The following is an 11,373-nucleotide window of genomic DNA, read 5'->3' as shown; positions in this document are numbered from 1 at the left end:
CCTCGACGGCCGGGTTCCACCAGCGGTCGAAGTGGACGACGTGCCCCGCGCGGGTGAGGTTGAGGCCGGTGCCCGCCGCCTTGAGGGACAGCACCAGGACCGGGGTCGAGCCGGCCTGGAAGCGGTCGACCATGCGCTCCCGCTCCGGTACCGGTGTGCCGCCGTGGAGGAGGTCGACCGGGACCGCCCGGGTGGCCAGGTGGGAGGTGATCAGGCGGGCCATCCCGACGTACTGGGTGAAGACCAGGGCGGATCCGTCTTCGGCGAGCAGCGTGTCCAGCAGCTCGTCCAGCAGGGCGAGTTTGCCGGAGCGGGCGGCGAGCCGGTCGCCGCCGGCCCGGGCGGGCTCCTCCTTCAGGTACAGCGCCGGGTGGTTGCAGATCTGCTTCAGCGACGTCAGGAGCTTCAGCACCAGGCCCCGGCGTGCCATGCCCTCGGCGGTCTCGATGGCGAGCATCGACTCGCGCACCACCGCCTCGTACAGCGCGCCCTGTTCGCGGGTGAGCGGCACCGGGTGGTCGGTCTCCGTCTTGGGCGGCAGCTCGGGGACGATGCCCGGGTCGGACTTCTTCCGGCGCAGCAGGAACGGCCGGACCAGACGGGCCAGGCGCTCCACGGCCTCCTCGTCCTCGCCGTTCTCCACGGCCCGGGCGTGCCGGGCGCGGAAGGACTTCAGCGGGCCGAGGAGACCCGGGGTGGTCCAGTCGAGCAGCGCCCACAGCTCCGAGAGGTTGTTCTCGACGGGCGTGCCGGTCAGGGCCACGCGCGCGGGGGACGGGATCGTGCGCAGCGCCTTGGCCGTGGCCGAGTAGGGGTTCTTGACGTGCTGCGCCTCGTCGGCGACGACCATGCCCCACGCCTGCCCGGCCAGCACGGGGGCGGCGGAGCGCATCGTGCCGTAGGTGGTGAGGACGAAGCCGCCGTCCAGGTCGTCCAGGCTGCGGTCCGGGCCGTGGAAGCGGCGGACGGGGACGCCGGGCGCGAAGCGGGTGATCTCCCGCTGCCAGTTGCCCAGCAGCGAGGCCGGGCAGACCACCAGGGTCGGCTCGCGGCGGGCCCGCTTCAGGTGCAGGGCGATGAGCGTGACGGTCTTGCCGAGGCCCATGTCGTCGGCGAGGCAGCCGCCGAGGCCGAGGGAGGTCATCAGGTCGAGCCAGGCCAGGCCTCGCAACTGGTAGTCGCGGAGGGTGGCCTGCAGGCCGGGCGGCGGTGCGGCCGGGCGCACTCCCGCGGTGAGGCGGTCGCGCAGGGTGGCCAGCGCGCCCGCCGGTACGGCCTCGACCGTCTCGCCGTCCACGTCGGCGGTGCCGGTGAGGGCGACGGACAGCGCGTCGACCGGGTCGAGCAGCCCCAGGTCCCGCTTGCGGGCCTTGCGGACGAGGGCCGGGTCGACCAGCACCCACTGGTCGCGCAGCCGGACGACCGGGCGGTGGGCCTCGGCGAGGGCGTCCATCTCGCTCTCGGTGAGCGGGTCACCGCCGAGTGCCAGCTGCCAGCGGAACTGGAGCAGGTCCTCGCTCTCGAAGAAGCCGGTGCCGTCCGTCGCCGAGCCGGGGGCCGGCCGGACCACCGCGGCGGCCGAGAGGTCCTGGGCGAGGTCCCGGGGCCAGTGCACGGCGACGCCGGCCGCGGCGAGCCGGGTGGCCGCGACTCCGAGCAGGTCGCTCAGCTCCTCCTCGGTCAGCGCCAGCACGTCGGGCACGTCCTGGTCACAGAGCCGGTCGAGCGGAGGCCAGACCCGGGCCGCGCGGCGGACGGCGAGGGCCGCGTCCACGCGGGCGCGCGGGCCGAATGCGTCGTCCGCCTCGCCCGCCCACAGCGCCGCCGCGTCGGCGACGAGGGTGGGGTCGGCGAGGCTGTGCACCTGGACGAGCGCGGCGCCGGCGCTGCGCGCGCCGCCGTCGAGGGCGTCGTCGAACAGGTCGTACGCCGAGAGGTCCAGCCGGAGCGAGATCCGCACGCCGGCGTCCATGCCGGCGGCGACCTCGGCGGCCCAGTCGTGGGCCTTCGGCAGGTGCTGGGCGTCGCGGGCCGCGAACGGCCTGCCGGTGGCGTGGGGTGCGGCCGGGGTGCGCGGCAGGGTGTCGGCGACCGCGTCCAGGAAGGCGCGTACCAGCGCTTCCGGTGCGGGCAGGCGGATCGGGCCGGGGCCGGGCAGCGGGACGGCGTGTCCCTCGTAGGGCAGGGCGGCGGCGACCGCGCGCAGGTGCGCGATGTCGTCCGGGTCCAGCGGGCCGGCGCGCCAGGCGTCGTGGCCCGTGGGGGTCAGGCCGGGCAGCAGCCGGCCGCGCGCGGTCAGCCGCAGGGCGTGCAGGGCGGCGGCGCCCCAGCAGGCGGTGGCGGGGTGGGCCGCGGGGTCGCGCCGGGCGCGCACCAGGAGCGGCAGGGCCTCGTCGAGCGGGAGGGACAGCGCCGGGGTGGTCCGCCGCCGGACCGCGGCGCCGTGCCGTCGTACGACCGTGAGCTCGGTGTCCTCCGTGAGTTCTGTGACCTCGGCGGGCAGGGGCTCGCCGGCGGGGTCCCAGAAGGCGATGCGTCCGTCGCGTGGGAGGGGCGCGGGCAGGAAGACGGCCGGGAGGCGGACCGGGACCGTCGCGTCCCCCGCCCGCTCGGCCACCGCAGCCGTGTCGCCCATCCGTCCTGTCACCTCCCGCCCCGCGTGTCGGAATCAGTTGTCTCCGACTCTACGGGCGGGGTCTGACAATCGGCCCCGGCGGCCGGGCCGCCCGAGCCGGGGCGCGGGTCAGGGCACCGTCCGCGACACCACGTAGACCCAGGGATACGCCGGGTTGGACAGGTCCACCACCACGTCGTGCGTGGGTGCGGGGTTCTTCTGCCGGTGCACGAAGCCGTACCACGCGTCGCCACCGGGACCACCGGGGAACTTCCAGCCGGTGATCTTGCGGTCGCGGGCGCCGATGGTGACGTGGCCCTTCTCCAGGTCGGCCCGGGTCACGCCCAGGCCCGTCAGATAGGCGTCCAGACCTGCCGCGTTGGTCTCGAACTGGGCGTACAGGCGGCTGGTCTTCCAGTTGTTGGTCTCGTAGTACGCCACGTGCCAGGCCGGGTGCGGGACGGGCACCTGGTAGATCCGGCGCTGGAGCTTGGACGGCCAGCCCGCGGTCAGGCCGGTGGCCGAGTACTTCGCCTCCTTGTCCTTGCCGCTGTCCCGGCTCTGGTTCGCGGAGATCACCAGGTAGCCGGCCGGAACGCCGATGAGCAGCACGATGATCAGCAGGGTCAGCGTCCTGCGGCGGATCATGTGGCGGTGGTCCTCGGCCGGGCGTTCCTCGCCGTCCGGCCATGAGCCCTGGTGCGGCAGGGAGGCGGTCACGGCGTCTCCTGGGTGCTGCGGAGGGACTGCGCGTACCGCTCGTAGCGCTCGTAGCGCTCCACGCGGCGGCGCTTGGCGCGCCGGAAGCGGCGGGCGACGAGCCGGGCCAGGTCGGCGGCGCCGACCATGCCGGCCTCGGGGCCGAGCTGGGCCCGGGCGATACGGGCCTCGGGGCGGTAGCCGCGCCCGGTCAGATGCCTGCGGAAGGCGTCGCGCGCGGGGCCGATCAGCAGGTCGTCGGCGGCCGAGACGCCGCCGCCGATGACGAAGCAGGAGGGGTCGAGGGCGGCCGCGAGGTTGGCGATGCCGACGCCGAGCCACTGGCCGATGTCCTGCAGCAGCTCGATGCACATGGCGTCGCCCTCGCGGGCCAGCTCGGTGATCATCGGGCCGGTGATGTCGCCGATGTTGCCCTTGACGTGCTCGATGATCCCGTACGCCACCGGCGAGTCGGCCGCGGCCAGCTCGCGGGCCTCGCGGACCAGGGCGTTCCCGGAGCTGTACTGCTCCCAGCAGCCGCGGTTGCCGCACGGGCAGCGGTGGCCGCCGGGCACGACCTGCATATGGCCGAACTCGCCGGCGACGCCGTACTTGCCGCGCTTGACCTGCCCGTCCTCCAGGATCGCGCCGCCGATGCCGGTGCCCAGCGTGATCATCACGAGGTGGTCCTCGCCGCGGCCGGCGCCGAAGCGCCACTCCGCCCAGGCGGCGGTGTTGGCGTCGTTGTCCACGAGGACCGGTACGGAGAGCCGGCCCGAGAGGCGGTCGCGGAGCGGTTCGTTGCGCCAGGACAGGTGGGGTGCGAACAGCACGCGGTTGCGGTCGGCGTCGACCCAGCCGGCCGCGCCGATGCCGACGGCGTGCACGTCGTGCCGGTCCGAGAGGTCCAGGACCAGCTCGGCGATGGTGTCCTCGACGACCTTGGGGCTCTTGGACTTGTCCGGCGTCTCCGTGCGGACCTTCTCCAGGATGTTGCCGTCGGCGTCGACGACGCCCGCCATCACCTTCGTACCGCCGATGTCGATGCCGACCGTCGGTACGCGGGGTGCCGTCAGGTGTGAGCGGCGCTCCCGGGTGCCGACGGTGCGGAGCACGGTGGCACGGCGGGAGCCGATGGGGGCGGTGAAGTCGCGGTAGGTGCTCATCGCCGCCGATTCTGCCTCACGGGGAGGCAGGGTGCGGAGCGGGGGAACAACCCACCGTTGCCGTGTGCGGGTGCCTGGGGGCTGATCGCGCAGTTCCCCGCGCCCCCAGGAAACGCACCCTGCTCAAGTCCTCACAAGAAGCTGGAACTCGAACGAGTAGCGCGTCGGGCGGTAGGTGTGTGTGCCGTATTCCACTGCACGGCCCGTGTCGTCGAACGTGACGCGTTGCATGGTGAGCAGCGGGGCCCCTGTCTCCTCCGCCAGTCGTTCCGCCTCCGCCGTCGTGGCCGCCCGGGCGCCGATCGACTGGCGGGCGCTGTGGAGGGTGATGCCCGCCGCGCGCATCAGGCGGTACAGGCCCGTGGTCTCCAGTTGGGCGGTGTCGAGGTCGATGAGGCCGGGGGGCAGGTAGTTGCAGAGGTAGGCCATGGGCTCGCCGTGGGCGAGGCGGAGGCGTTCCACGCGGTGGACGTCGCTGTCCTCGGCGACGCCCAGTGCGGCGGCGACCTCGGCGGAGGCGGGGACGAGCGTGTTGACGAGGACCTTGGTGGCCGGGCGCTGGCCCGCCGCCTCCAGGTCGTCGTAGAGGCTGCTGAGCTCCAGCGGGCGCTTGACCTGGCTGTGCACGACCTGGGTGCCCACGCCGCGGCGGCGGACGAGGAGGCCCTTGTCGACGAGCGACTGGATGGCCTGGCGGACGGTCGGCCGGGACAGGCCGAGCCGGGCGGCGAGTTCGATCTCGTTGCCCAGCAGGCTGCCGGGGGTCAGCGTGCCGTGCTCGATCGCGGCCTCCAGCTGCTGGGACAGCTGGAAGTACAACGGCACGGGAGAGCTGCGGTCCACGCTCAGCTCGAGCTGCACGGTCGGGTCCACTTCTGGTTTCGGCACGGGCCGAGCGTAGCTCCGTGCGTTGTTGACGGGAAGTTGTGTAGTCAGATTGTCCGGACATTCCGATTGACAGGGGCGGACCGTGCACGCACTTTGTTTCCATGCGCATCGGCGTCATCGGTACGGGCCGCATCGGCAGGATCCACGCGAACACGCTCAGCCGGCATCGCGACGTGGGCTCCCTGATCCTCACGGACGCGGACGCCTCGCGGGCCCAGGAACTGGCGCACCGGCTGGGCGAGACGGCCGCGCCCGGCGTGGAGGAGATCTTCCGCTGGGGCGTCGACGCCGTGGTGATCACGACGGCGACGTCGGCCCACGCCGAACTGATCGGTCGGGCAGCACGCTCGGGCCTGCCGGTGTTCTGCGAGAAGCCCATCGCGCTGGATCTGCCCGGGACCCTGAGCGCGATCACCGAGGTCGAGGCGGCCGGGACGGTGCTCCAGATGGGCTTCCAGCGCCGCTTCGACGCCGGCTACCGGGGCGCCCGCGAGGCCGTGCGCTCCGGCAGGCTGGGGCGGCTGCACACCGTGCGGGCGCTGACCAGTGACCAGACGCCGCCGCCCGCGGCGTGGCTGCCGGTGTCCGGCGGGCTGTACCGGGACACGCTGATCCACGACTTCGACGTGCTGCGCTGGGTGACGGGCCGGGAGGTGGCGGACGTCTACGCGGCCGGGTCGGACGCCGGGCCCGCGATGTTCCGCGAGGCGGGCGACGTCGACACCGGCGCCGCGCTCCTCACCCTCGACGACGGCACGCTCGCCACGGTCACCGGCGCCCGGCTGAACGGGGCCGGCTACGACGTGCGCATGGAGCTGGCCGGGGAGCTGGACCAGATCGTGGTCGGCCTGGACGACCGTACGCCGATCGCGTCCACCGAGCCGACCGGTCCGCCCGCCGCGGACAAGCCCTGGACCGGCTTCCTGGAGCGTTTCGGCCCCGCCTACGAGGCGGAGCTGAACGCGTTCGTCGAGGTCGTGCGGGGCGAGCGGGCCAACCCCTGCGACGGGCGCGAGGCCCTTCAGGCGCTGCGCGTCGCCGAGGCCTGCGAGCTGTCCCGCCGGGAGCGCAGGCCGGTGCACCTCGCGGAGATCCCCGGCGGGGGCGCCTCCGCCTACGTGTGACGACGGGCCGGCAGGGAGGTCAGTGGCCCTGTTCCTCCTCCAGGAGCCCCGCGTCGTACGCCAGCAGCGCGATCTGCACGCGGTTGTTGAGGTCGAGTTTGGCCAGGATGCGGGAGACGTGCGTCTTGACGGTGGCGACGCTCATGAAGAGGCCGGTGGCGATCTCGGCGTTGGACAGGCCCCGGCCGACCGCGACGGCGACCTCGCGCTCGCGGTCGTTGAGGGCGGCCATGCGGTCACGCGCGCGCGTGCGGCGGGCGTCGGCGGCGGTGCCGACCGCGTGCTGCATCAGCTGGCGGGTGACGGTGGGCGACAGGACCGGGTCGCCGGCCGCGACCCGCCGTACCGCCGCGAGGATCTCGGTCGGCGGGGTGTCCTTGAGGACGAATCCGGCGGCGCCCGCGCGCAGCGCCCGCAGGACCTGTTCGTCGGCGTGGAAGGTGGTGAGGACCACCACCTGCGGGGCGTCCTTGCGGGCGCGCAGCCGCTCCGTGGCCGTGAGGCCGTCCACCGTCGGCATCCGGATGTCCATGAGCACCACGTCCGGGCGGGTGCGGTCCACGAGCGCCTCCACCTCGCCGCCGTCGGCCGCCTCGCCGACGATCTCGATGTCGTCGGCTCCGCCCATCATGAAGGACAGTCCGGCCCGCACCAGCGGATCGTCGTCGACGAGGAGCAGTCTGATCGCAGTCATGGGGCTTACGTAATCACGGCCGGGGCGGATGTGGGACCCGGACGCCAACGCCTGGTGAGCAGTGGCGGGTTGAGGGGCCGCAGGCGCCGGGCCGCGCCTCAGCCCCACGGCAGCCACGCCCGTACCTCGAACCCGCCCTCCGGCGTGTGGCCGTGCGCCAGGCGGCCGCCCGCCAGGGTCGCTCGTTCCGTCAGGCCGATGAGGCCCTGGCCGGATCCGGGGACGTGCGGTACCTCGCCCTCGGGGGGCGGGTTGTGCACGCAGACCGTGAGGCCGGTACCCGGTCCGCCGGTGACGGTCACCGTGACCTCCGCGCCGGGCGCGTGCTTACGGGCGTTGGTCAGGCCCTCCTGCGCGATCCGGTACGCGGTGCGGCCGACGGAGGGCGGCACGGCGGCGGCGTCCTCGACCCGATGGTCGAGGGCCACCTTCATGCCGGCCTCACGCGACTCGGCGACCAGCGTGTCCAGCGCCGCCAGTGTCGGCTGCGGCCGCCCCGTGTCGTCGGGCTCCCCCGCCCGCAGGACGCCGATGATCTCGCGCAGGTCCTGGAGGGCCTCGTGCGCGCTCTCCCGGATCACACCCGCCGCCCGCGCCGTCTCCGCCGGGGGCGCGTCGGGCCGGAACTCCAGGGCGCCCGCGTGCACGCTCAGCAGCGTCAGCCGGTGCGCGAGCACGTCGTGCATCTCCCGCGCGATGGCCTCACGGGCGAGCCGCTGCGCCTGCTCGGCCCGCAGCCGCGCCTCCGTCTCGGCCCGCCGGGCCCGGTCCCTGAGGCTCACCATGAGCTGCCGCTTGGCCCGTACGAACATGCCCCAGCCGACGGTCGCCACGGTGAGCAGCACGGCGAACGGCACGCTCACCAGGTAGGGGACGTCCGGGTCCGGGCGCACCCAGTAGTACAGCGGGACCATGGCCGCGTTGATGCCGCCCACCCAGGCCACGTACCGGAAGGGGCGGTGCACGGCGAGGGTGAACAGGGCGATCAGCCCCGCCCCGCCCGCCGTGTCCGAGACGAAGGTGACGGCGGTCATCGCCACGGCCAGCCCCAGCGGCCGGCGGCGGCGCAGCCAGACGGCCGCGCAGGCCAGCGCCCCGATCAGCTGGTCCACGACGGCCAGCCCTTCCGGGACATGGCGGTTGTGGCTGAGCGCGTCGGCGGAGAGCGCGCCCACGAGCACGGCCAGCAGGAAGCAGGAGAAGTCGACGACCCAGTCGCGGGCGGTACGCCGGGGCCGTCGTCCGGCGCGTGCGGCGTCGGGGTCGAGTTCGTGCAGCAGGGCGGAGGGGATGAACCATCTGCGCCCGGTGAACAGCGCAGGTGTCTCGCCCGCCGGCACCGGGGCGGCCTGCCCCGCGTCGTCACCACTCACGGTCGACAAATCTACGCAGGCCAGGGTCCGTTCATCTCACCCCGGCGGGAATCGTCGACCAAAGTCACCGCGGCGCAGACTTTCGACGGGCCGGCCGGGTCCGGACGGGGACTTCCGTCCAGCGGACGCTCGCCCCGCGGCCGATGTGCGTGGGGGCCTGCGGGGCGAGGCTGTCGTCCATGAAGCAGGTGCTGGAGATTCTCGGCTTCCTCGCCCTCGTACAGGGCGTGGCGGGCCTGGTGCACGAGTTCACCGACTGGAACTGGGGCGTCGTGCGACGACTGGGGTTCCTCGACGGTTACGAGATCTACGCGAGCGTCGCCCTGCTGGTGCTGGGCATCGCCCTGTTCGCGGCGGCCGGGAGCCGGAAGTCCGTCTGAGCACCCGGGCGGACTCCCGGCCGGCGTTCACCGACGTGGCCGCCCGGCTCAGCAGCCGTAGTCGACCAGGTCGAACGACTCGTAGTGGTCGGCCGTGTAGTAGTCCTCCCGGTTCTCCTCACCGGTGACGATGCGCCGCGCACCGCGCGTGGAGGAGCCCGGGGTGATGACCGTGTACTCGTGGTAGTAGCCGGTCGATTGGCTGGGCAGGATGCGTTCCCGGTTCTGGAAGACGGTGCCGTCCTGCTCGAACGGGAAGGGGCCGCCCCGCTCGATCAGGTCGAGCGTGTCGTGGGCCTGGGACGGCAGGTCGCCGTAGCAGATGGTGCCGACGGCGGTGGGGGCCGCGTCGGCGGTGGTGGCGGTGACGGTACCGCCGACGAGGAGCGCGGAGAGAAGGGCAGCTGCTGCGCCGAGCCGCGAGGCGCGTGGGGGGAAATTCATGGGCCCATGATGACGCGCGTAGACAGTGGCATGTCAATGACAAGCCCGGAGATTTTCCCGTCAAGTCCGATGAGTTGGGGGGAAGTTAACCCGCCCGTCGGCGCCGCGGCTACGCGTTCTCCGGCAGCGCGTACTCGCCGTACTCCGGGCGGCCGGCCACGTCGTACGTCCGGATCGAGACGCCTGTGCTGGTGACGCTCTCCCCGGCGTGCCGGAACGCGGTCGGTACGGCGCCCTCCGGGAACAGCCGGAACCCGGTGCCGAGCACGACCGGGAAGGTCAGCAGATGGAGGGAGTCGACGAGGTCGAGCGCCAGCAGGGACCGGACGAGGGCGCCGCTGCCGTGCACCTGGATCTCGCCGTCGGTGCGCTCCTTCAGAGCCGAGACCTCCTTGGCGAGGCCGCCGGTGAGCACGGTGGTGCCCGCCCACCCGGGGTCCGTGAGCGTCGAGGACGGGACGTACTTCGGCAGCGAGTTGAGTTTCGAGGCGACGGGATCGGCGGGGTCGGTGACCTTCGGCCAGAACGTGCTGAAGATGTCGTACGTCCGGCGCCCGAGCAGGAAGGCGCGCGGACGGGCGAAGACCTCGCCGATGAACCGGCCGAAGTCCTCGTCGGCGTAGGGGAAGCTCCAGCCGCCGTGGGTGAAGCCGCCGCGGGTGTCCTCGTGCGGGCCGCCGGGGGCCTGGTAGACGCCGTCGAGGGTGACGAAGAGGGTGGAGACGAGCTTGCCCATGGCGGGTGCCCTTCTTGTGGAACGGTCGGGGTCTGCTGTCATCGGTTCAGACCCCGTGCGCGCCCGCAACTCGTCGCTCGGCCGTACGGCTCCCTCCGGTGCGGGACCGCGGGAGCCCACATCGACGTCCGTTCACCGCCAGCGTCGGTGCCGTCCCGGCGCTGGGATGGACGCATGACTTCTCAAGGAACTCTCGGCACTTCTCAAGGAACTCTCGACGGCAAGGCGGCCCTCGTGACGGGCGCGAGCCGGGGCATCGGCGCGGCGACGGCCCTGCGGCTGGCCCGGGAGGGCGCGGACGTGGCGGTCGGCTATGTGAACGGCAAGGAGGCGGCCGAGGAGGTCGTACGGGCCGTGGAGGCCCTCGGGCGCCGGGCGGTGGCGGTGCGCGCGGACGCGGCGGACGCCGGCGAGGCGGCCGGGGCCGTGACCGCGGCGGCCGAGGCGCTGGGCGGCCTCGACGTCCTGGTGAACAACGCGGGCGTGGGGGTGCTCGGGCCGCTGGAGACCCTGTCGCTCGCGGACGTGGACCGGGTCCTCGCCGTCAACGTACGTGGCGTCTTCCTGACGTCCCAGGCCGCCGCCGCGCGCATGCCCGAGGGCGGGCGGATCATCACGATCGGCAGTTGCATGGCCCAGCGCGTGCCCGGGCCCGGCGGGACGCTCTACGCGACGAGCAAGGCGGCCCTGGCCGGTATGACCAAGGCCCTGGCCCGGGAGCTGGGCGGACGCGGGATCACGGCCAACCTCGTCCATCCCGGGCCGATCGACACCGACATGAATCCGGCGGACGGGCCCTACGCCGCCGGCCAGGCGGCCATGACGGCGCTGGGGCGGTTCGGAACGGCGGACGAGGTGGCGTCGATGGTGGCGTATCTGGCGGGGGCGGCGTACGTCACCGGTGCGGAGTTCGCCGTGGACGGAGGCCACGCGGCGTGAGGCAAGGGAGGTGAGAGACAGGGGCCGCACCGGTGCTGTCGGCCGGTGCGGCCCCTGGCCCCAGGGGCCGGGCCGGGGGGCCCGGGCCGGGAGCCTGGGCCGAGGAGCCCGCGCCGGCTGTCGGCCGGTGCGGCCCCTGGTCCCAGGGCCCGGGCCGAAGGGCTGGGCCGGGTGGCCGGGCTGGGGGCCCGCGCCGGGGGCTTGCGCCTCGGGTGGCCCGCGCCGAAGGGCCAGGCCGGGTAGCCGGGCCCGGTGGCCCGCGCCGAAGGGCCAGGCCGGGTAGCCGGGCCGGGTAGCCGGGCCGGGTGGCCCGCGC

Annotated in this window: 11 protein-coding genes; 3 read left to right on the top strand and 8 right to left on the bottom strand. The window is 73.9% G+C overall.

Features of this window, described 5'->3' with window-relative positions:
• The 4 genes from CCL05_RS25295 to CCL05_RS25280 all read right to left on the bottom strand — a co-directional run.
• Window positions 1–2,635: DEAD/DEAH box helicase (locus tag CCL05_RS25295; protein WP_086562793.1), on the bottom strand; the 2,635-nt coding region annotated here is incomplete at its 3' end.
• Between the two features lie 108 nt (window positions 2,636–2,743).
• On the bottom strand, window positions 2,744–3,334 hold the full coding sequence (locus tag CCL05_RS25290; protein WP_086562792.1) for a sugar kinase: 591 nt from the start codon (window positions 3,332–3,334) through the stop codon (window positions 2,744–2,746).
• Window positions 3,331–4,479 carry an ROK family glucokinase gene (locus tag CCL05_RS25285; protein ID WP_086562791.1) on the bottom strand — a complete coding sequence of 383 codons (1,149 nt, stop codon included), beginning with the start codon at window positions 4,477–4,479 and terminating at the stop codon, window positions 3,331–3,333. Before CCL05_RS25285 ends, CCL05_RS25290 begins: the two co-directional genes overlap by 4 nt.
• Before the next feature lie 123 nt (window positions 4,480–4,602).
• The gene (locus CCL05_RS25280; RefSeq protein WP_086562794.1) at window positions 4,603–5,340 is read right to left on the bottom strand and encodes a GntR family transcriptional regulator; all 738 of its coding nucleotides are present in this window, start codon (window positions 5,338–5,340) and stop codon (window positions 4,603–4,605) included.
• 128 nt (window positions 5,341–5,468) lie between these two features.
• Here CCL05_RS25280 and CCL05_RS25275 point away from each other — a divergent pair, with 128 nt between their 5' ends.
• The gene (locus CCL05_RS25275; RefSeq protein ID WP_086562790.1) at window positions 5,469–6,491 is read left to right on the top strand and encodes a Gfo/Idh/MocA family protein; all 1,023 of its coding nucleotides are present in this window, start codon (window positions 5,469–5,471) and stop codon (window positions 6,489–6,491) included.
• Between the two features lie 19 nt (window positions 6,492–6,510).
• On the opposite strand, the gene CCL05_RS25270 is transcribed toward CCL05_RS25275, so the two are convergent.
• Both CCL05_RS25270 and CCL05_RS25265 read right to left on the bottom strand, forming a co-directional pair.
• A complete protein-coding gene (locus CCL05_RS25270) occupies window positions 6,511–7,185 on the bottom strand; it encodes a response regulator transcription factor (protein WP_086562789.1) in 675 nt (224 codons plus the stop codon).
• Window positions 7,186–7,283: 98 nt separating this feature from the next.
• A complete protein-coding gene (locus CCL05_RS25265) occupies window positions 7,284–8,558 on the bottom strand; it encodes a sensor histidine kinase (RefSeq protein WP_244204397.1) in 1,275 nt (424 codons plus the stop codon).
• Between the two features lie 179 nt (window positions 8,559–8,737).
• Here CCL05_RS25265 and CCL05_RS25260 point away from each other — a divergent pair, with 179 nt between their 5' ends.
• Window positions 8,738–8,938 (top strand): hypothetical protein, encoded by a 201-nt coding sequence (locus CCL05_RS25260; RefSeq protein WP_086562787.1) that lies wholly within the window; start codon window positions 8,738–8,740, stop codon window positions 8,936–8,938.
• Window positions 8,939–8,986: 48 nt separating this feature from the next.
• On the opposite strand, the gene CCL05_RS25255 is transcribed toward CCL05_RS25260, so the two are convergent.
• Both CCL05_RS25255 and CCL05_RS25250 read right to left on the bottom strand, forming a co-directional pair.
• Window positions 8,987–9,382: a guanyl-specific ribonuclease gene (locus CCL05_RS25255; RefSeq protein WP_086562786.1), complete on the bottom strand. Its 396-nt coding sequence runs from the start codon at window positions 9,380–9,382 to the stop codon at window positions 8,987–8,989.
• Between the two features lie 109 nt (window positions 9,383–9,491).
• Window positions 9,492–10,118 carry a dihydrofolate reductase family protein gene (locus tag CCL05_RS25250; protein WP_086562785.1) on the bottom strand — a complete coding sequence of 209 codons (627 nt, stop codon included), beginning with the start codon at window positions 10,116–10,118 and terminating at the stop codon, window positions 9,492–9,494.
• Window positions 10,119–10,292: 174 nt separating this feature from the next.
• Here CCL05_RS25250 and CCL05_RS25245 point away from each other — a divergent pair, with 174 nt between their 5' ends.
• Window positions 10,293–11,057 (top strand): SDR family oxidoreductase, encoded by a 765-nt coding sequence (locus tag CCL05_RS25245; protein WP_086562784.1) that lies wholly within the window; start codon window positions 10,293–10,295, stop codon window positions 11,055–11,057.
• Window positions 11,058–11,373: the final 316 nt, after the last annotated feature.

This window comes from Streptomyces africanus, from assembly GCF_002150735.1.
Lineage (GTDB): Bacteria > Actinomycetota > Actinomycetes > Streptomycetales > Streptomycetaceae > Streptomyces > Streptomyces africanus.
Note: the sequence above shows the minus strand (reverse complement) of the source record. Positions and strands in the feature narration are given on the sequence as shown.

Excerpts from the sequence above, each read along its gene's own strand:
- CCL05_RS25270 (WP_086562789.1), bottom strand. The coding sequence starts at position 7,185 with ATGACTGCGATCAGACTGCTCCTCGTCGACGACGATCCGCTGGTGCGG.
- CCL05_RS25285 (WP_086562791.1), bottom strand. The coding sequence starts at position 4,479 with ATGAGCACCTACCGCGACTTCACCGCCCCCATCGGCTCCCGCCGTGCC.
- CCL05_RS25260 (WP_086562787.1), top strand. The coding sequence starts at position 8,738 with ATGAAGCAGGTGCTGGAGATTCTCGGCTTCCTCGCCCTCGTACAGGGC.
- CCL05_RS25275 (WP_086562790.1), top strand. The coding sequence starts at position 5,469 with ATGCGCATCGGCGTCATCGGTACGGGCCGCATCGGCAGGATCCACGCG.
- CCL05_RS25250 (WP_086562785.1), bottom strand. The coding sequence starts at position 10,118 with ATGGGCAAGCTCGTCTCCACCCTCTTCGTCACCCTCGACGGCGTCTAC.
- CCL05_RS25245 (WP_086562784.1), top strand. The coding sequence starts at position 10,293 with ATGACTTCTCAAGGAACTCTCGGCACTTCTCAAGGAACTCTCGACGGC.
- CCL05_RS25255 (WP_086562786.1), bottom strand. The coding sequence starts at position 9,382 with ATGAATTTCCCCCCACGCGCCTCGCGGCTCGGCGCAGCAGCTGCCCTT.